The organism is Pseudomonas sp. GNP012 (assembly GCF_054343835.1).
Window position 1 is genome coordinate 6,146,243 of record NZ_JBTGUU010000001.1, and the last position, 18,595, is coordinate 6,164,837.

Genomic DNA, 18,595 nt, shown 5'->3' on the forward strand with positions numbered 1-18,595 from the left:
TCATTTTCATTCTTTAGACTGCGCCGGCCTGAATCCAGGCGACGCACTATGACTTCTTTATAGGGGACTTCGATGTCCGTACGACGCACACGCAAAGACGATGGCAGCCAATGGACAGTTGCGGACAGCCGCAGTGTTTACGGGATTCGCCATTGGGGGGCCGGGTATTTCGCGATCAATGACGCCGGTCGCGTCGAAGTTCGTCCGAACGGTCCGAGCAGCTCGCCTATCGACCTGTTCGAGCAAGTCGACCAGCTGCGCAAAAGCGGCCTGTCCTTGCCGTTGCTGGTCCGTTTCCCGGACATTCTGCAAGACCGCGTGCGTCAGCTGACCGGCGCGTTCGATGCCAACATCGAGCGTCTGGAATACCAGAGCAAGTACACCGCACTGTATCCGATCAAGGTGAACCAGCAGGAAGCGGTGATTGAAAACATCATCGCCACCCAGAACGTTTCCATCGGTCTGGAAGCCGGGTCCAAGCCCGAACTGCTGGCGGTGCTGGCACTGGCGCCGAAGGGCGGCACCATCGTCTGCAACGGTTACAAGGACCGTGAGTTCATCCGCCTGGCGCTGATGGGCCAGAAGCTCGGCCACAACGTGTTCATCGTGATCGAGAAAGAATCCGAAGTCGGCCTGGTGATCGAAGAAGCGGCCTCGCTCAAGGTCAAGCCTCAGGTCGGCCTGCGCGTGCGCCTGTCATCCCTGGCGTCGAGCAAGTGGGCAGACACCGGCGGCGAGAAATCCAAGTTCGGCCTGTCGGCGGCACAACTGCTGTCGGTGGTCGAGCGTTTCCGCGCGGCCGGCCTGGACCAGGGCATTCGCCTGCTGCACTTCCACATGGGCTCGCAGATCGCCAACCTGGCGGACTACCAGCACGGCTTCAAGGAAGCGATCCGTTACTACGGCGAATTGCGCAACCTCGGCCTGCCGGTGGACCACATCGATGTCGGTGGCGGCCTGGGCGTGGACTACGACGGCACGCACTCGCGTAACGCCAGTTCGATCAACTACGACATGGACGATTACGCCGGTGTCGTGGTCGGGATGCTCAAGGAGTTCTGCGATGCGCAGAGCCTGCCGCACCCGAACATCTTCTCCGAAAGCGGCCGTTCCCTGACCGCGCACCACGCCATGCTGGTGATCCAGGTGACCGACGTCGAGAAACACAACGACGACGTGCCACAGATCGAGAACAAGGAAGCGCTGCCGGAAACCGTACAGTGGCTGGTGGACCTTCTGGGTCCGACCGACATCGAGATGGTCACCGAAACCTACTGGCGCGCCACGCACTACATGAGCGATGTTGCCTCCCAGTACGCCGACGGCAAGCTGACCCTGGCCGAGAAAGCCCTGGCCGAGCAGTGCTACTTCGCGGTGTGCCGTCGCCTGCACAACTCGCTGAAGGCGCGCCAGCGTTCCCACCGTCAGGTGCTGGACGAACTCAACGACAAACTGGCCGACAAATACATCTGCAACTTCTCGGTGTTCCAGAGCCTGCCGGACACCTGGGCCATCGATCAGGTCCTGCCGATCATCCCGCTGCACCGCCTCGACGAAGAGCCGTTGCGTCGTGCGGTGCTGCAAGACCTGACCTGTGACTCCGACGGCAAGATCAACCAGTACGTCGACGAGCAAAGCATCGAAACCAGTTTGCCGGTGCACGCGCTGAAGGAAGGTGAGGACTACTTGCTGGGTGTGTTCCTGGTCGGTGCCTACCAGGAAATTCTTGGCGACATGCACAACCTGTTCGGTGACACCGACTCGGTGAATATCTACCAGAACGCCGACGGCAGCGTGTACCACGCCGGTATCGAAACCCACGACACCATCGAAGACATGCTGCGTTACGTGCACTTGTCGCCGGAGGAGTTGATGACTCACTACCGCGACAAGTGCGCCAGTGCCCGCATCAGCGCAACCGAGCGCACGCAGTTCCTCGATGCCTTGCGTCTGGGGCTGACCCGTTCGTCTTACCTGTCTTCCTGAGGTAAGTTCCACGCTCACCAGGTTGTCTGAAAATTTTCCTTTTGCCTCGGAAATTTCAGATGACCTGGTGCGACAATTCTCCGATTCCATGGGAAATTACCTGCGTTTCGACTACTTAGCGCATTTGGTCTTCTTTTCGCGTAGGTTATTTCCTAAGTTGTATTTCGGCACTCTACTCGGCCATGTCTCTCAGCGAGAATCCCCGGCCGCCCCTCCCGTAGAGAAACGCCGATGTTCAATCCAGTCAGCGAACCGTTATTTCGTCTGGATGTTGCAGGTTTGCCCGACTCCCTTGAGGTCCTGGCCTTTACCGGTAGAGAAGCCATCAGCGAGCCGTTCGTGTTCGACCTGGAGCTGCTGATCGATGACCCGGTGCTTGACCTTGCCAGTTTGCTGTACCGTCCGGCCTCCTTGCATTTCGGGCCAGCCGGAAACCATGTGCATGGACAATTGCATGAACTCGTCCAGCGTGATCATGCCTCGGGGCCCCGACTCTGCCAGGTGCGCCTGGGACCAGGACTGGCTTGTCTGGCCCAGCGCTTCAGCCAACGAATCTTCAGTGCCCGTTCGGTGCCGCAAATCCTCGATCAGGTGCTCAAGGAGCACGGCATTACCGGTAAAGATCGGCGCCTGGCGCTGAGCGGCGACCACCCGCCCCGGGATTTCTGCACGCAATATCGAGAGTCGGACCTGCAGTTTCTCCAGCGACTTTGCGCCCAGGAAGGCCTGCATTACCACTTCGAAAACCGGGTCGGGGGGGGCTGCGTGGTGTTCAGCGACGATCAGCAACATTTTCGAACCGGTGAGCCTGAGGTAATGCGCAGTGAGGGTGATCGGCCGGCAGTGCGGCAGCTCGAACGCCAGCGTAGCGCTGCGACAGCGGCGCAATGTCTCGAATGCCGGACAGACCTGGCGACTTTGCGCAGCGGTCGGGTGATGCCGCTGTCCGGTCATCCGGTTGCCGATTGCAATCGGCTCTGGCTGGTGACCCACGTTGAACATTGGGGCAGCCAGGATACGGCGACGCCGTACTACAACCAGGCCCGCGCCCTGCAATGGCCGGCCCGCTTCGAGCCGCCCTGCGCAACGAGCAAACCTCAGATGCACAGCCTGCAGCGGGCGTGGGTCGTCGAGGTCGATGAGCAAGGCCCCGACCCGGCAAGGCCGGTACCGGTGCAATTCGACTGGCTTTACCAGGGCGAAGGGGCAGCGCCCAGTCACTGTTGGCTGCCATTGGCCGGGCCGTTGCAGGCCGAGACGTACTCGCCATTGCGCGAAGGAACCGAGCTGGTCGTGAGTTTTGTCGAAGGTGATCCCGATCAGCCGCAGATAACCGGGGTGTTGCATGCGCCGGCAACGATCGAGGAGATGAGCGCGGACACTCCCCAGGTCATCTGTACCCCTGATGAGGGCCTGGAGCAATGGTTGCACTCGGCAGAACCGCTGCTGATGCTGTGCCTGCTGCCCGGCGGTGGCAGTTTCAATCATTGCGCACAGGCGTTGTGCACCTGTCGTCTGGCGACGCAGCTTGGCCAGAGCTCTGGAGCATGATCGTCACACGCACGACCGAGGCGCCCCCGCAGTGGTTGTTGCTGGATGTGCCGGGCACGCCGCAGGCGGGTGTCACGCTTCGGCAGATGTTTGCACAAGCCCGGTGGTATGGGTTGTTCGAAGGGACGGAGTGGCATGCGCTGCGAGAGCAGGGGCCGGTCCTGGTCGATCTGCGCACCTGCCCGGCACTGGCCGATCTGTGCATTGTCGACGGCCAACGCTGGCCCGGATTGCTGATGGTCAGCGAGGCCGGCGCTGCGTCGTTGCTGGCGCATTTACGGCGCATGCTCACGGTTACGCTTGGCTTGCACCGGGCCCTTTTGAACTACTACAACCCGATCACGGCCAGCTATTTTTTCGATGCTTGCGATGCCGCTGAACTAAGTCGCTGGCTAGGGCCCATCCAGCAGTTGCGTTGGTTCGGCGGCAGTTGGGCAGATCGCGCGACGGGATGCGAGGGTTGGCAGCGCTTGTCCAACCCCGGGCTGGCGGTCAGCCCGTTGGCCGTCGAGGAGAGCCTCAGTGCCGGGCAACAGGGAAAACTGCAAACCTGCCTGCTCGAACAACATGCCTGGCGCTGGAACCGATCCACCGGGGCCGATTTCTCCCGCCTGTGGGCCCATGTGCAGGAAGGGCTGGCGCTGGGTTTCAGCGAGCGCCCGGTGCTTGATGGCTGGATATGGCTACGTTTGCAGTATCCCGACGCCGTGCCCGTGCAGCCATTGCCGGGCAGGACTCAGCAGGAGCGCCTCGACAGCCTGCGCCACCGGTGGCAGAACGACCGACCCTGGCCATGAGCTCGACCCGCTCAGTGAGTGCTGCCGGCAAACCAGCCATCGTGACGGCGCAGGCGCCAGGCGATCACGCCGAGGGTCAGGCTGCGCAGCAGCATGAACAGCAAAAAGGTTATCCACAGGCCATGGTTGCCCCAGCCTTGCAGTGCCCAGCCGAAAGGCAGCACCAGCACCACGGTCAGCAGCATGCCGTTGCGCATTTCCCTGGCGCGGGTGGCGCCGATGAAAAGGCCGTCGAGCAGGTAGCTCCAGACGGCAATCAGCGGCAATACGGCGAGGTAGGGCAGGTAGATGAACGCGGTGTCGCGCACACTTTGAATGTCGGTCTGCATCTCGATGAACAAATGCCCGACGAACAGAAACAGCGCGGCAAAGCCCAGGCTCGCCAACAACGACCAGCCGCCCGCCACCACCAATGAACGACGCAGGGCATCGCGGTCGCGGGCACCGAGGGCATGCCCGCACAACGCTTCCACGGCGTGGGCCAGGCCATCGAGGGCGTGGGCGGTCAGCAGCAAACCGTTGAGCAGCAGGGCATTGGCCGCGACCGTGGCGTCGCCCAGCCGCGTGCCCTGCACCGTGATCAGGAAAAACACCGATTGCAGCGCCAGGCTGCGGATGAAGATGTCGCGGTTGACCGCCAGCAATGGCCGCCAACTCTGCCACAGCGCCAATGCCGCCCAGACGATATGCCCGGGATAGGCGCGCAGGGCCTTGCGGGTCATCAGCAAGCCGATCAGCGCCCCCGTCCATTCGGCAATCACCGAGGCTCGGGCGGCACCGACCACGCCCCATTCGAGGCCGAGGACGAACCACAGGTTCAGGGCGATATTGACCAGGTTGGTACTCAGCAAAATCGCCAGCGGTGCCCGGGCATTCTGGGTGCCGAGAAACCAGCCGACCAGTGCATAACTGGCCAGCGCCGCGGGCAGTCCGAACAGGCGGGTGTGGAAAAACTCGCGGGTCAGCTGATCGAGCTCCGCCGACGGTTGCATGAAGTGCAGCGCCACTGTGCTCAACGGTACGCCCACAGCACCCAGGACCAGGGCCAGGCCGAAGGCGAGCAACAGGCCTTGCAACAGAATCTGCCGCAAGGCCGCGCCATCCCCGCGCCCGGCCGCCTGGGCGGCGAACCCGGTGGAGCCCATGCGCAGAAAACCCATGGCCCAGGCAAGGAAGGTATACAGACTGGCCCCGACCGCGACGGCGCCGAGTTGGTGGGCGTGGGGCAGGTGACCGATGACGGTGCTGTCGACCAGTGCCACCAGCGGTACGGAAATGTTCGAAAGAATCATCGGCGCGGCAAGTGCCCAGACCCGGCGATGGGTAGGGCGGTCGCGCCAGTCGGCGGTCAGGTCGGACATGCAGGCTCCTTGGGGGAGCGGGCATTGTAGCGGCACATTCAGAGCATGCCGTGTTCAATTGTGGGAGCGGCGGTGCGGCGATCCGACTTGCTCGCGAAAGCGGTCGTCCAGTCAATATTGATTCGACTGACACTCCCTCTTCGCGAGCAAGCCCGCTCCCACAGTGTTCGGTGGGGTCAGTGGATGATCCAGCTGAGCAGCCAAAGCCCCAGCATCAACCAGATGATCCCCATGATGAACGACGCATTGAGAAAGGCGCGGATCGCCGTCCACAGCAGGATCAGCCCGAGGATCAAGGTCACGATGCTGATGACCGAAGTCTCCATGCCCAGCGCCTGGGACAAGCCTTCGATAAAATTGCTGCTGGCGTTGCTCAACAGATTGAACAGCCCACTGAGGCCATCAACGATGAAGCGGATGATCGAGCCGAGTACCTGGCCGAGCCATTCGGAAAAATCTTCTACCTGCATTGAGTGAACGTCCTGATCAAAGAGAATTGAGCCTTGGGCTGTCGATCATGCGCCGAGTTCCCACAAGCATAGAGCGTTGCACCGCAACTGTGGGAGCGGGCTTGCTCGCGAAGGCGGCGTGTCAGTCGAATCATTATTAACTGGACAACCGCATTCGCGAGCAAGCCCGCTCCCACAAAAAAACAATGCCAACCGCTCAATCTTTGTCACTTGCCTTCACTCGTCATCCCCCCGAAGCTATACGCCTTCAGGAGAACCCGATGAACCTTGTTGAACTGACCGAACGCCTGCACGCCATCCGTGACCGCAATGACTGGCGGCAATTTCACAGCCCGAAAAACCTGGCCATGGCCGCGAGCGTGGAAATGTCCGAGCTGGTGGAGATTTTCCAGTGGCTGAGCGAAGACCAGTCACGCCAGTTGCCGGCGGACAAACTCGCCCATGCCGGGCAGGAAGTCGGTGACATCGTGCTTTATCTGTTGCTGTTGTGCAGCGAGCTGGGCCTGGACATGGAGGCCGTGGTGCGCAGCAAACTGGCGGACAGCGAGCGGAGGTTCAGCTGATGAGCGACCGTCATTTCGATCAACTGGCGACCCGTTTCGCCGAAAAAATCTACGGCGGTGCCAAGGGTGCGATCCGTCTGGCGGTGTTGCAGGCCGATCTGGCCGAAACCTTGCCCGACCGCCCGCTGCGCGTGCTGGACATCGGCGCAGGCCTTGGCCATATGTCGTTGTGGCTGGCCCAGCGTGGCCATCAGGTGACCCTCGCCGAACCTGCCGAACCGATGCTCGAAGGCGCCCGCCAACGTTTTGCCGAAGCCGGGCAGAGCGCCACCTTCATACAGGCACCCTGGCAGGAACTGCTCGGGCAGCTTACCGAACCCTACGACCTGGTGCTGTGCCACGCCGTGCTGGAATGGCTGGCCGAACCCCACGCCATCCTGCCGGTGTTGCATCAACTGACCAAGGCGGACGGCTGGCTGTCCCTGGCGTTCTACAACCGCGATGCGCTGATTTACCGCAACTTGCTCAAGGGCCATTTCCGCAAGATGCGCAAGAACGACATGGCCGGTGAAAAGCAGAGCCTGACCCCGCAGCAGCCCCTTGATCCGCGGGAGCTGGCGGCGCAACTTGAGGGGCTATGGCGGGTCGAAACCCAGAGTGGCGTGCGGGTTTTTCACGATTACATGCCGGTGGAATTCCAGGCTCGCGCTGAGCTGGTGGACCTGCTGGAAATGGAACTGGCCCACCGCCGCCATCCTGCCTATGCCGGACTTGGGCGTTACTTGCACTGGATCTGTCGGCCTGTGTGATCGGAGCACGCAATGAAAAGTCATTCAGGTGTACTGCTGTTCTGCCTGGGGCTGGCGGCCTGTCAGGGCAGCAACCCTTATGTCGCCACGTCCAACCCTTTGCCTCCGGCGCCACCACAGGCCGCCAAGACCTTCGACCGCAGCGCTTATCCGGCACCACCCCGTGACTATGGACGCTATCGCAGTTGGGCCTGGCTCGACGGGCACCTGCCACCGGGCACGGCCTGGGCTGATTCCGCACAGATTGCCGAAGCGGTCAGCAATGCGCTGGACCAGCGCGGCCTGCGCCCGTTGCACGACAATCGTCCAGCGGACCTGTTTGTCAGCGCAGACCTGCGGATGGAAACCCGCTTGCGCCAGGTTCAGGACGATTACGGTTACTACGGCGGTTACGGTGGCTACGGTCCGGGATACGGCATGTACGGCAGCGTGCCAGTCGTGCGCACCTATTCGGAACAGGTCGTGGTGGTTCAGGTGGATATGTATGACGCCAAAAGCGGTCAGCCGATATGGAGTTCCAGCGCTGAAACCGGCAACCGGGGCAGCGAAAGCGAGCGCGCCGATGCCATACGGGAGGCTGTGGAAAAGGCGATGTCGGCGTATCCTCCCAGTTAGCTTCTGTAGATAAGAAGCATTTCGCAGGAGAACCATCATGTTCCGCCGTTTCATTCTACTGGCCATGGTCGCGCTGCTCAGTGCCTGCGCCGCCAACCAGGTCAATCATGATTTTGACGCCAGCCGCGACTTTGCTGCCTATCGCAGCTGGGCGTGGAAAGAACCCGCCGTGCAATATCGTCCCGATGATCCACGGATCAAGAGCGACCTGACCGACCAGCGCATCCGTCAGGCGGTTGCCGATCAACTGGACCAGCGCGGTTTGCGCCCAGCCGCCGCAGGTGCCAAGGGTGACTTGAATGTGCAGACCTACCTGATTGTCGAAGAGCGGCAACAGCAGGTGACCACCAACTACGGCGGCGGGTGGGGGTACCCGTGGTATGGCTACTATGGCGCGCCCATGTATAACGAAACCCGCAATGTCAGCTACAAGGTAGCGACCATCCAGATCGACCTGCTCGATGGCAAGGACGGCAAACTGGTGTGGCGTGGCAGTGACGAACAGATACTCAGCCGCACGCCGAACCCTTCGGATCGACGCGATGCCATCTGGGAAACGGTCACGCGGATATTGGCCAACTATCCACCGCACGCCTCCTAGAATCAGCCAGCTCATAAAGGCCCCTGTGCCTCACAGGGGTTTTTTGTTGCCTGCGCTGGCGAGTTGCCAGCAGTCTCGGCCACCCTTGTCTACACTGCTTTTCACCAACGGAGGTTGCGCCCGGCAGTGCGCCGGCAAAGGAGTGCGCCATGTCTCCCCGCCTGCAGTTTCGCGGCCCGGCCCGGCAACGGGGGGCGATCGGCTTGATGGCCGCTTTGACCCTGACTTTGGCTTTGGCATTCATGTTGTTGGTGGTCGATACCGGCAGGCTGTACCTGGAAAAACGCAGTTTGCAGCGCGTGGCTGACATGGCCGCCCTTGAGGCCGCCACAAGGGGAGGAGACTGTTCCTCCGGCTCAACCGCGAACACCTATGCCACGGCCAGCGCGCAACGAAATGGTTTCGCCATTCCCTCCACTGGACGAGCATTGGCGGTGGCGTGTGGCACGCTGACCCTGGATGCCAACAACCTTCGGGTATTCGGTGCAGACCCAAGCAAAAGCGAAGCTATCCGGGTTATCGCCAGCCATGTCGTGCAACAGAGCATTGCCGGTGGTATCGGCGCGCTGGCCGGCGGTGCACCGGCGGGCTCGACGTTGACGCTGAGCGCTACGGCGGTCGCTGCGCTGCCGCCCCCAGTGGCTTCATTGACGATCCGCAGTGCGACCCTGACTTTCGATGACAGCAAGGCGGCCATTACCAGTCTGCTGTTCGGGGGATTGCTGGGAGGCAATGTCAGTATCAGTGCAGCGGGCTGGAACGGTTTGGTCAATACCGACATCAGCCTGCTCGGCTACCTCAATCGGTTGAAAATTGACCTCGGCCTGACTGCTGGCGGCTACGATCAGGTACTGGGTAGCACGGTCAATGTCAGCCAGTTGATCCAGACCGCTATCAACGTACTGGGCACCAACGGCACACTTGCAGCATCCGAAGCCATTGTCGGCTTGCAAGCGTTGAAGGTGGCAGCGGGTACGACGTCCGTTGTGCTGGGTAATATGTTGCATGTTGAAAGTGGCACCGACATCTCGACCCTTGCCGTGAATCTCAAAGCCTTCGATCTGATTGAAGGCTTTGTGCAACTGGCCAACAAGAAGAACGCCTTGGTCGCGACTTTGCCGATCAACCTCGCGGGCCTGGCGCAGATCACTGCACGGGTGCAGGTGATGGAGCCGCCGCAATTGTCGGCCATCGGCAATCCGAAAAACGCGGCATTGGCCCCTCTGGGCCCCAACCGCATCTATGTACGCACGGCTCAGGTCAAGACATTGTTATCGATCAACCTGCCCGTGCTGGACGCCATCACGCCTCTGGTCAACGCTGTCATCGATCTCGCTGCACCCCTGGCCAACACGTTGAACGCATTGTTTGATCTGGACCTGGTGGGCGTCGTCAACTCATTGACCTGTGCGTTGCTCGTGCCGTGCGACACGCCGGACATCAAGCTCTTGCCATCTCCGATACGCATCGACGTGGCGCTGGAGGCGGCCGGTGGCTGGAGTCATGTCACGGCTTACAGTTGTGTGAGTGCGACGAACAAAAGCCTGACGACCAACACCACCACCACACTGATCGGATTGAAGATCGGGCAGATCAACCCTGCCGATGTGTTTGGCTCGCCCACTGTTCCACCCAGCAACAACGTCAATCCCTTGAAGGTCATCGATATCGGCGTGAAGACCTGCCAGCGGCTGCTGATCTTGCCGCCAACCTGTTACAACCATCAGCCTGGCGTTGGCGGTAGCGTCGATATCATGGTCAACACCGCGGTTGCCCAGAATGCCAACATGCCTCACGTCTATTCCGCGCCGGCGGCCATCAACTTGCCGGAGATCAATCAGCCGCCGTTTTACTACGCCTACACCACGACCAACATCGTCAACAGTCTGAGCACTACCGTGAGCGACCTTGGCGTGAACATGTACGGGCCGTCGGGCAGTATCGTCGGTGGCCTGGGCAGTATTTTGAGTGAGGTCACGACTGCGTTGGTCAATGCGATCAATACGGTACTCAGTCCGTTACTGGATACGCTGATCAATACGTTGCTGGCGAGCCTGGGGATCGACCTGAACAAAGTCGAGGTGGGTGCCAACCTCAGTTGTCACTCGGGTCGAGCGACGCTGGTGAACTAATCCGGATTCACTATCGGCAGTTCAATGCAGAAACGCGCACCCTCGGTGGCGTTTTGCACGCTCAGTTTTCCACCCATGTTCTCGACGATGCCGTAGCTCACCGAGAGTCCCAGGCCGGTGCCGACACCCACCGGTTTGGTGGTGAAGAACGGCTCGAAAATCCGCTCCAGCAAACGCGGGTCGATACCGCCGCCGTTGTCCTCGACCCACAGGCGTACCGCGTGTGTATCCCGTTCGGCGTACACCGAAATCCACGGTTTGAAATCGGGGTTGGCCTGGCGCTTGCCGAGCAATGCATCCCGGGCGTTGACCATCAGGTTGATCAGCACCTGCTCAAGCTGATCGACGTAGCCGCGCACCAGCACATCAAAACCGGTCTCGCTGATGCGCAGGTCAACACCTTTGCCGCGCATCCCTTCGGACAACAGCGCCAGCGTGCCTTCGATGGCCTGGGCCGGGTTGAACGGTTGCTGCTCGATTTCCGAGCGGCGGCCGAACACCCGCATGTGGTCCACCACCCGCGCGGCGCGTTGCACCTGGCTGTCGATACGGGTGAGCTTGTCGATCAGGTAATCGACCTGTACGTCGCCGTTGTTGAGGCGCTTGAGGACATTGACGATGGCCATGCGCATTACGTTCAACGGCTGGTTGATCTCATGGGCCAGGCCGGTGGCCATTTCGCCGAGGGTGGCCATTTTCGCGCTTTGTGTGAGCTGCTGCTGCGAGCGTCGTACCTCGGTGTTGTCGCGCCCCACGGCCTGGACCTCGAGCAAGCGGCCCTGTTCGTCGAATACCCCGCGATCGGACCAGACCCACCAGGCGTGTTCGCGGCCGGGCAGTTGCAGGTTGATCTCGGCGGTGCTGACCGGAAACTCCGGGCTCAACTGGTTCAGCCGCCGGGTGAATGCCTCGCGCTGTTCCCCGGACATCCAGTTGCCCAGATTCACCCCCGGCAATTGCTCGGGCGCCAATTCCAGATAGGTGGCCAGCGGGCGATTGCCGAAGGTCAGGGTCAGGTCCGGCTGGTAGCGGCAGATCATCGCCGGCGAGTCTTCCACCAGAATCCGGTAGCGTTCTTCACTCTGCCGGACCTGCTCGGCAGCCAGGGTCGCTTCGGTGACGTCCAGCCACAAGCCCACGGCCTCCACCGGCAAGCCGAGGTCGTCGCGCAACAACTTCGCTTCATCGAGCAGCCAGTGATAGTCACCCTGACTGTCGCGCAACCGATAGCGGGCGCGCACCGAGCCTTCACGCAGCAGCCGCCGCGTGCGCTCGAAATACTGCAGGCGGTCGTCGGGGTGCACCCGCTCCACCAGTGCCCCGGGTGCGCAGTCGGCCAGGGTCCAGCCGAGCAACGGGAGCAGGCTGTCGCTGAAGAACACCGGTCGCAGTGCGCCTTCTTCATAGCGCTGTACATAAATCACCGCCGGTGAACTGGCGATCAGATTGTCCAGGCGTGCATGGGCGGCGGCGGCGCTCTGCTGCTGATTCTTGATGTCGCTGATGTCGTGCATGAAACCCACCAGCCGACGGTTTTTGCCCACGCCCAGTGCCTGGCCTTGCAGGCGATACCAGACGGGTTCGAGTGCATCGTCGGGACGATACAGGCGCACGCACAACAGCAGCGGCATGCCCGACACCTGCAAGTCCTGCAGACGGATGCGCAGCTCTTCGCGGTCGGCGGGATACACCTGGTCGAGCCAGTCTTGTACGGATAAACGCGACGTTCCAAGGTTCAGGGTCGTCGCCAGCGAAGGTGCCAACTGTACTTCTTCGCTGTCGCTGAAAACTTCCCACCAGCCTGTGCCCAGCAACGCTTGCAGCGATTCCAGGCGTTCCAGTTGCAGGTGATGCCGGTGCTCGCGCAGGCGTTCGAGCAAGGGGCTGGCGAGCGCGGCGGTGATTTGCAGCCAGTCGCGTTCGGTGACATCGGGGGCGCGTTGTTGCGGCGTGTAGAAACCGCACAGCAACCAGGCGACCACCCCTTGCGCATCGTGGTAGGGCACGGCGAAGCCATCGGTATTGCCGAACGTGCCTTGCAGGCGCGGGTGTTCGCGCGGGATCAGGTACTGGGGTGCCGAGCCGCTCAAACTGTCCAGCCCCGTGCCCAGGCGCTGGTCGTTTTGCCATAGCTGCGGTGCATCGAAAGCCGTGTAGTGCTGGTGAATCTGCCAACCCTGCTCCTGCTCATCGAGCAAGGCCAGGGCAATGCAGGGGATCTGAAAGCGCTGGGCCAGGCTTTGCAGTTGTTCGCCCAGCACCTCGGGCAGGCGTGTCAGGCTGCACAGGCGCAACTGTTCGGCGATTTGCAGCGCCAGCACCTGGCATTGCTCACGATTGCGCGATTGCCGGCGCTCGAGCAACAAGTCGCCGATGTCGAGCATCTGCAACAGCCAGGCGTCGGCCAAGGGTTGCACCCAACCGCGCAAATGCAAGGGCGGACCATTGAGACTGTAGAAGTCCAGGTCCAGGGTTTGTCCCTGCCAGTGCGCCGGCGCGCCTTCGATGACGAGGCCGCTGTGGGGCAACAGGAAGTCGAGCAGGTGTGGTTCCTGTGCGCCGGGGGGATGCTGGGCCAGCAAGTGCCGCAGCGGACCGCTCAATTGAACGACACGCCCATCGGCATTGAGCTGCATCTGCAATCCGAAACTGTGCACCCGCAGTGCTTCCGGCGGCTCCGGTGGGGGCGGCGGGTGGCGGTGGAGCAGGCGCCCGAACAATTTATCCCCGGCACTCAAAATTGCAGGCTCGCACTGGCCGTTAGGGTCGCCGGCAGATTGGGTACCCGACCGATGCCGGGCAGGTTCAGGAACGGAATGACGGCGCTGATTTTATTGGTGGGGTAACTGATGCGGACTGTCAGCAACCCACCCACGTAAGTGATGTTGGCGTCGGTGGCGACATTGAAATTCAGGGCCGGTGAAATCCAGGCCGTTTGCGTGGTCAGCTCCGTCGTGGCGCGGGCGATCAGCGCGGCGCTGTAACCGGGGGTGGCCGGGTCCAGCGCCACGCTGCGGCGCACGGCTTCGGCGGTCGACTGGTTGAATGACTGCATCAACAGCAGCGGCAGGCTATAGCTGACGATGCCGTAGAACACGCCAAAAAAAATGATGAACACCAGGGCGAATTCAATCGCGGCGGCGCCTTTTTGTTTGTGGGGGAGGCTGGCTTTCATGAGTGCGTCTACCCTGACCAACACTGAGTAATGTCAGCATAGAATCATTCAGCCAAAACGGACGTTTTTTACCGAATGCAGAGCTTTGTCCTATTGATCTGGCTGGCGCTTTGCGCCGCACAGGATGCCCGGCAACGCCACATCGCCAATGGACTGACCCTGGGCGCCGGCGCCCTGGCCCTGGCGTGGTTGTTGTGGAACGGCACGACCTGGCTGGGGGCCGAAGCGCAACAGGGCGGCTGGGCTTTTTTGTTGGCCGTGGGCTTCACACTACCGGGCTACGCCATGAAGCGAATGGGCGGCGGGGACGTGAAGCTCATGGCCGCCCTGGGTCTTGCGACGGACGGTATGCACGTGCTCGGCACGTTTATTGGCGCCGGATTGGCCAGCGTTTTCTGGCTGCTGCTGGCGCCAAGAGTCTGGCTTCATATGAGTCAATGGCTTAGAACCCATCTTTTTTATATGGCGCCCGAAATGTCAAAAAAGCAGCCATTTGCACCCTTCGTACTGGCGGGGCTGATGCTGACATTGGCCTGGTTCCACTAGTCGACCCTTTTGTGTACAGAGCCGGAAAGTACGTCTACTTTTCAGACAGAAGTTGTACAGCCGCTGGCTGTCGGTGGGGGACGGGTCAACCTTTGACCTGACAGGGAGTTGCTCGTGAGCAAGTTTACTTCGGCAGTAAAAGTCCTTGTGGTCGACGATGCGCCATTGATCGTTGAAGAGCTTTGCGAATTTCTGGAAGGCAAAGGTTACCGCTGTGTTCCCTGCGAATCGGGCTATCAGGCGATCAAGCGTTTCAGCGAAGACCTCGATATCGGCCTGGTGTTGCTGGACTTTCACATGCCGGGCATGGACGGCATCGAGCTGATGCAGGAGCTGCAACGATTGTCAGGCAAGCACCGGGCGTTCGAGGCAATCATGCTCACCGGGTGTGCCGACAAGCAGGACGTGATCAAGGCCTTGCGCGCTGGCGTGTCCGACTATTACCAGAAACCGATCGATCTGAATGAGTTGTTCGAAGGTTTGCAGCGCCAGGAAGTGGCCTTGCAGGAGAGGCACAAGAACCTGCAGTTGGGGCATTTGAACCAGAAGCTGCAGTATTTGTCCGAGTCGATCGATGATCTGTACCAGGACCTGGACAAGGTTCGGCGCGGGCCGCAGGCGGCAGACGCGGGTGGCCGGGGTGTTGCTGATACTGATGCGGTGGAGGTTCCGGCGATTTTCAATCAGCTGTCTCCGCGGCAACTGGAAGTGGCGCGGTTGGTGGGCAAGGGGCAGACCAATTATCAGATTGCCTGTGAGCTGGGGATTACCGAGAACACGGTGAAGTTGTATGTGTCGCAGGTTTTGCGGTTGACGCATATGCATAATCGGACGCAGTTGGCGTTGGCTTTGTCGCCCAATGGTTCCGGGGGGCGGCAGCGGGTTACGGCGCACTGAGGCTTGGCGGCCTCTGGGCCGACCATGCTGGTGGTTTGAGTTGAGTACATATCCATTCCTGCGGTAACGGCGGCTTACGGTTCCGCTTTTACAGCGGGTCACTTTTGGCAAACGCCCCAAAAGTAACCAAAAGGTCTCGCCCCTTACGTACGGCCCCTCGCTGAGGCTCGGGGTTCCTTCGCTCCGGTATTCATCCGGGGGCATTGCCCTCCGGTCGGCTTCGCTTTGACCTACATGCAATGAGTTCGACTGCGTCGAACGGCGCTGCGCGCCCATCCCCGGATAAACACCTGCGCTCAGCCTGCCGAGGGGGCGGGTGGATCAAGATCAAGAGCTGCAGGCGAGCTAACGCTCGGCCTGATGAGTGGTGAGACGCGGCGCGGTGTGGGCTGCTCTGCTTTTGCTCTTCCGTGGGAGCGAGCCTGCTCGCGAAGGCGGCCTGCCGGCCGACCTGAATCTGGCGGATGTACCTCGACACTGTGGGAGCGGGCTTGCCCGCGAAGGCGGCCTACCGGCCGACCTGAATCTGGCGGATGTACCTCGACCCTGTGGGAGCGGGCTTGCTCGCGAAGGCGGCCTACCGGCCGACCTGAATCTGGCGGATATACCTCGACCCTGTGGGAGCGGGCTTGCCCGCGAAGGCGGCCTACCGGCCGACCTGAATCTGGCGGATGTACCTCGACCCTGTGGGAGCGGGCTTGCTCGTGAAGGCGGCCTACCGGCCGACCTGAATGTGGCGGATATACCTCGACCCTGTGGGAGCGGGCTTGCCCGCGATGACGTCCTTCCAGTCGACACATTCCTGTGTAGTTTTCCTCAAATCCCCAGGAAATCTCCGACACGCTTTTCAGGTTGTCCGTCGGAAGCGCGATCTCTAGCCTTTGTCGGTCACTGCAAATTCAGTGATCGGGTTTGGTCGCCCGGGTTTAGAATGGCGCACAGTGCCGCGCGAGCGGCATTTTTGTGCTTGCTTAATGGCGAGCCGTGCGTGGGAGGGCCCAGGCCCTGCCGGGTTTCCATTCCCTGGTCGACCAACCTGCGTACAGTTCGCCACCCTTCTGCTTGGTCGCAGTGATGGCGAACTCCAATCCAAGAATGGAGCTTCACCATGATCAAACCCACCCCAAATCCCCCCAAACAATCTGTCCCCCGCAAACCCAGCACGATGTTCGTCATCGCCCCGGACATCGACACCGAAACCCTGCTGGCCCACGCCTGTGAATCACTGGCGTCGGCGAGTGTGATGGCGAGTGATTTCGCGGGGTTTCTGCAGGGCTCGCAGCGCAATACGATGCTGGGGATTGCGCAGGTGATCATGCTGGGTGAGCTGGCAGTGAATCGGGCGCTGGATAATCTCGATCCGCAGGATTAGTGGCCAAAGGATCGGGCCAGGGCTGTGAAGCCCGGGCCGGCCAGGACGATCAATAACGCCGGGAAGAGAAACAGCATCATCACGACGGACATTTTGGCGGACATCTTGGAGATGTATTCCTGCAGGCGCGTCAGGCGCCGGTCGTCGAGCAACTGTTTGAGCGCCAGCAGGGATTTCATCGCGCCGCCACCCTGATGGATCAATTGTTGAAGGATCACGCAGGTGTCGGTGAACTCGTCTACCGCAAGCAAGCGGGTGGTCTTGTTCAGCTCTTCGCCCAGTTCCAGGCCTGAATCGACGCGGGTCAGAATCAGACGCAGTTCATGGGTCAGGGCGGGCAGCAACTGCCTGCCCTCCTGGCTCAGTACACGCAGTGATTGCTCCACCGCCATGCCCGATTCGAACAGGGTGCGCAGCAGCGCGATGAAGGTCGAGGTTTCAGTGGCCAGTTGTTTTTGCCGACGCTGTGCAGCGGCGGCCAGCCAGCGCTTGGGCAACAGATAGCCCATGCAGGTGGCTAGCATCGGGGCGATCCAGTGGTTCTCCACATTCGGGTAGAACAGCCCCTGGATCAACAGGCACAAGGACAGCGCCAGTACCGGCACGCCTACTTGCAAGGCGGCGAACAGTGAGCGTTGGCGTACGCTGCGCCAGCCCAGGCGGTTGAGCAGGGTCTGGGTTTCGTTGTCCATTTTGACCGACTGTTGCCCCAGGCGGCTGGCGCCCAGGGCTTGCAGCAGTTGGGTGAGGTGGCTATCACCCGGCGCCTTGCCATCGAGTCGCTGGGCCACCTGGCGTGCCCGTCGGCTTTGCTCCAGCAAAGCGCTGAGCAACAACAGTGCAGCCCCGAAAAGCAGCAGCGCGCTCACCAGCAAGAGCATCTTCATATTCATAGGCTACGCAACATGCGCCAAAGCGCCAGGCAGCCGATCACCTGAAATCCGAAGGCACTCGCCAGCATGGTTTGCCCCGAGCTGTCGTGCCACATGGAAAGCAGGTAGGTCGGATTGGTGAGTAGAAAATAGCCTGCGACCGAGACCGGCAGCAGGGCCAGGACCACGGCGGTGATGCGGGTTTCGCCGGTCATGGCCTTCAACTGGCGTGCCGCTTGCTCGCGTTCGCGGATCATCTTGATCAGGTTTTCCAGCAGCTCACTGGCATTGCCGCCGTAACGGTGGTTGACCTTCAAGCCGAGTGCGAACAGGCGCAGTTCGTCTTTTTCGTACAGCTCGGCGAAGTCCGAAGCGGCGTCTGCCAGGTTGACCCCCAGTTGCACATTGCGTTGAATCCGGCCCATGGCATTTTTCAACGGGTCTTCGGCCGCATCGATGGCGCCGAGCACGGCATCGGCCAGGGTCCGCCCGGACTTCAGGCTGCGTACGGCATGGTCGAGCAACATCGGCAGCTGTTCGATCATGCGACTGAGGCGACGCTGGTAACGCCAGCTGACGAACAGTCTTACCGCCACCGGAGGCACCAGCAGCACCAGCAGCGCGCCGATCCAGCCTCCCAGGGCAATCCCCAGCAGCACGCCGAGCATCCAGAACAGCAGCCATTGACCCAGGCGTTCGGTGGGCCGTCCGAGTCCTGCGCGCAGGAACGCCCGCTCAAGGCCCGCCCATGACGACTTGTGCTCGACCCGCAGCGGTAGCCCCTGGCTCAGGCGTCCCAGAATTCGTTCGTTGCCGGTCTGGCGTAAGCCGTCATAGAACAGGCGCAGCGCCAGGCCGAGAAAGATCAGGCAAACGAGGGTGAGCAGCGCCGGTTTGAGCATGCCGTG

Annotated in this window: 17 protein-coding genes; 11 read left to right on the top strand and 6 right to left on the bottom strand. The window is 61.3% G+C overall.

Annotation, left to right across the window (positions count from 1 at the left end):
- The first annotated feature begins 72 nt into the window (after positions 1 to 72).
- The 3 genes from speA to ACXX83_RS27740 all read left to right on the top strand — a co-directional run bounded on the left by speA (position 73) and on the right by ACXX83_RS27740 (position 4,334).
- Positions 73 to 1,986, top strand: coding sequence for an arginine decarboxylase (speA, locus tag ACXX83_RS27730; protein WP_095964774.1), 1,914 nt, complete (start codon positions 73 to 75; stop codon positions 1,984 to 1,986).
- Positions 1,987 to 2,217: 231 nt separating this feature from the next.
- A complete protein-coding gene (locus ACXX83_RS27735; RefSeq protein ID WP_458550124.1) occupies positions 2,218 to 3,537 on the top strand; it encodes a type VI secretion system Vgr family protein in 1,320 nt (439 codons plus the stop codon).
- Complete coding sequence (locus tag ACXX83_RS27740; RefSeq protein ID WP_458550125.1) at positions 3,534 to 4,334, top strand: DUF4123 domain-containing protein; 801 nt, start codon at positions 3,534 to 3,536, stop codon at positions 4,332 to 4,334. Before ACXX83_RS27735 ends, ACXX83_RS27740 begins: the two co-directional genes overlap by 4 nt.
- A gap of 11 nt (positions 4,335 to 4,345) precedes the next feature.
- Here ACXX83_RS27740 and ACXX83_RS27745 read toward each other — a convergent pair whose 3' ends face one another.
- The gene (locus ACXX83_RS27745) at positions 4,346 to 5,695 is read right to left on the bottom strand and encodes an MATE family efflux transporter (protein ID WP_015093315.1); all 1,350 of its coding nucleotides are present in this window, start codon (positions 5,693 to 5,695) and stop codon (positions 4,346 to 4,348) included.
- Positions 5,696 to 5,871: 176 nt separating this feature from the next.
- Entirely contained in the window at positions 5,872 to 6,165 is a 294-nt protein-coding gene (locus ACXX83_RS27750) for a hypothetical protein (RefSeq protein WP_458550126.1), read from the bottom strand.
- A gap of 260 nt (positions 6,166 to 6,425) precedes the next feature.
- Between ACXX83_RS27750 and ACXX83_RS27755 the strand changes: the two genes are divergently transcribed.
- The 5 genes from ACXX83_RS27755 to ACXX83_RS27775 all read left to right on the top strand — a co-directional run bounded on the left by ACXX83_RS27755 (position 6,426) and on the right by ACXX83_RS27775 (position 10,825).
- On the top strand, positions 6,426 to 6,728 hold the full coding sequence (locus tag ACXX83_RS27755) for a MazG-like family protein (protein WP_126049043.1): 303 nt from the start codon (positions 6,426 to 6,428) through the stop codon (positions 6,726 to 6,728).
- The gene (locus ACXX83_RS27760) at positions 6,728 to 7,477 is read left to right on the top strand and encodes a methyltransferase domain-containing protein (RefSeq protein WP_102700479.1); all 750 of its coding nucleotides are present in this window, start codon (positions 6,728 to 6,730) and stop codon (positions 7,475 to 7,477) included. The genes ACXX83_RS27755 and ACXX83_RS27760 overlap by 1 nt, the downstream gene beginning before the upstream one ends.
- A gap of 12 nt (positions 7,478 to 7,489) precedes the next feature.
- Positions 7,490 to 8,092 carry a DUF4136 domain-containing protein gene (locus tag ACXX83_RS27765; RefSeq protein ID WP_458550127.1) on the top strand — a complete coding sequence of 201 codons (603 nt, stop codon included), beginning with the start codon at positions 7,490 to 7,492 and terminating at the stop codon, positions 8,090 to 8,092.
- Positions 8,093 to 8,129: 37 nt separating this feature from the next.
- The gene (locus ACXX83_RS27770; protein ID WP_458550128.1) at positions 8,130 to 8,693 is read left to right on the top strand and encodes a DUF4136 domain-containing protein; all 564 of its coding nucleotides are present in this window, start codon (positions 8,130 to 8,132) and stop codon (positions 8,691 to 8,693) included.
- Positions 8,694 to 8,842: 149 nt separating this feature from the next.
- Complete coding sequence (locus ACXX83_RS27775; protein WP_458550129.1) at positions 8,843 to 10,825, top strand: pilus assembly protein TadG-related protein; 1,983 nt, start codon at positions 8,843 to 8,845, stop codon at positions 10,823 to 10,825.
- On the opposite strand, the gene ACXX83_RS27780 is transcribed toward ACXX83_RS27775, so the two are convergent.
- Entirely contained in the window at positions 10,822 to 13,563 is a 2,742-nt protein-coding gene (locus tag ACXX83_RS27780; protein ID WP_458550130.1) for a PAS domain-containing sensor histidine kinase, read from the bottom strand. The two genes, ACXX83_RS27775 and ACXX83_RS27780, sit on opposite strands and share 4 nt — an antisense overlap.
- On the bottom strand, positions 13,560 to 14,000 hold the full coding sequence (locus ACXX83_RS27785; protein WP_458550131.1) for a TadE/TadG family type IV pilus assembly protein: 441 nt from the start codon (positions 13,998 to 14,000) through the stop codon (positions 13,560 to 13,562). The genes ACXX83_RS27780 and ACXX83_RS27785 overlap by 4 nt, the downstream gene beginning before the upstream one ends.
- Before the next feature lie 75 nt (positions 14,001 to 14,075).
- On the opposite strand from ACXX83_RS27785, the gene ACXX83_RS27790 reads away from it, so the two are divergent.
- The 3 genes from ACXX83_RS27790 (at position 14,076) to ACXX83_RS27800 (ending at position 16,815) form a co-directional block, all read left to right on the top strand.
- On the top strand, positions 14,076 to 14,546 hold the full coding sequence (locus ACXX83_RS27790) for a prepilin peptidase (protein ID WP_458550132.1): 471 nt from the start codon (positions 14,076 to 14,078) through the stop codon (positions 14,544 to 14,546).
- A gap of 114 nt (positions 14,547 to 14,660) precedes the next feature.
- Positions 14,661 to 15,443, top strand: coding sequence for a response regulator transcription factor (locus ACXX83_RS27795; RefSeq protein ID WP_126049055.1), 783 nt, complete (start codon positions 14,661 to 14,663; stop codon positions 15,441 to 15,443).
- 1,108 nt (positions 15,444 to 16,551) lie between these two features.
- A complete protein-coding gene (locus ACXX83_RS27800) occupies positions 16,552 to 16,815 on the top strand; it encodes a DUF6124 family protein (RefSeq protein ID WP_217837092.1) in 264 nt (87 codons plus the stop codon).
- Here ACXX83_RS27800 and ACXX83_RS27805 read toward each other — a convergent pair.
- Both ACXX83_RS27805 and ACXX83_RS27810 read right to left on the bottom strand, forming a co-directional pair.
- A complete protein-coding gene (locus ACXX83_RS27805; RefSeq protein WP_126050897.1) occupies positions 16,812 to 17,702 on the bottom strand; it encodes a type II secretion system F family protein in 891 nt (296 codons plus the stop codon). The genes ACXX83_RS27800 and ACXX83_RS27805 overlap by 4 nt on opposite strands.
- 2 nt (positions 17,703 to 17,704) lie before the next feature.
- On the bottom strand, positions 17,705 to 18,589 hold the full coding sequence (locus ACXX83_RS27810) for a type II secretion system F family protein (protein WP_217837094.1): 885 nt from the start codon (positions 18,587 to 18,589) through the stop codon (positions 17,705 to 17,707).
- Between the last annotated feature and the right edge of the window lie 6 nt (positions 18,590 to 18,595).

Excerpts from the sequence above, each read along its gene's own strand:
- speA (WP_095964774.1), top strand. The coding sequence starts at position 73 with ATGTCCGTACGACGCACACGCAAAGACGATGGCAGCCAATGGACAGTT.
- ACXX83_RS27735 (WP_458550124.1), top strand. The coding sequence starts at position 2,218 with ATGTTCAATCCAGTCAGCGAACCGTTATTTCGTCTGGATGTTGCAGGT.
- ACXX83_RS27740 (WP_458550125.1), top strand. The coding sequence starts at position 3,534 with ATGATCGTCACACGCACGACCGAGGCGCCCCCGCAGTGGTTGTTGCTG.
- ACXX83_RS27745 (WP_015093315.1), bottom strand. The coding sequence starts at position 5,695 with ATGTCCGACCTGACCGCCGACTGGCGCGACCGCCCTACCCATCGCCGG.
- ACXX83_RS27750 (WP_458550126.1), bottom strand. The coding sequence starts at position 6,165 with ATGCAGGTAGAAGATTTTTCCGAATGGCTCGGCCAGGTACTCGGCTCG.
- ACXX83_RS27755 (WP_126049043.1), top strand. The coding sequence starts at position 6,426 with ATGAACCTTGTTGAACTGACCGAACGCCTGCACGCCATCCGTGACCGC.
- ACXX83_RS27760 (WP_102700479.1), top strand. The coding sequence starts at position 6,728 with ATGAGCGACCGTCATTTCGATCAACTGGCGACCCGTTTCGCCGAAAAA.
- ACXX83_RS27765 (WP_458550127.1), top strand. The coding sequence starts at position 7,490 with ATGAAAAGTCATTCAGGTGTACTGCTGTTCTGCCTGGGGCTGGCGGCC.
- ACXX83_RS27770 (WP_458550128.1), top strand. The coding sequence starts at position 8,130 with ATGTTCCGCCGTTTCATTCTACTGGCCATGGTCGCGCTGCTCAGTGCC.
- ACXX83_RS27775 (WP_458550129.1), top strand. The coding sequence starts at position 8,843 with ATGTCTCCCCGCCTGCAGTTTCGCGGCCCGGCCCGGCAACGGGGGGCG.
- ACXX83_RS27785 (WP_458550131.1), bottom strand. The coding sequence starts at position 14,000 with ATGAAAGCCAGCCTCCCCCACAAACAAAAAGGCGCCGCCGCGATTGAA.
- ACXX83_RS27790 (WP_458550132.1), top strand. The coding sequence starts at position 14,076 with ATGCAGAGCTTTGTCCTATTGATCTGGCTGGCGCTTTGCGCCGCACAG.
- ACXX83_RS27800 (WP_217837092.1), top strand. The coding sequence starts at position 16,552 with ATGATCAAACCCACCCCAAATCCCCCCAAACAATCTGTCCCCCGCAAA.
- ACXX83_RS27805 (WP_126050897.1), bottom strand. The coding sequence starts at position 17,702 with ATGAAGATGCTCTTGCTGGTGAGCGCGCTGCTGCTTTTCGGGGCTGCA.
- ACXX83_RS27810 (WP_217837094.1), bottom strand. The coding sequence starts at position 18,589 with ATGCTCAAACCGGCGCTGCTCACCCTCGTTTGCCTGATCTTTCTCGGC.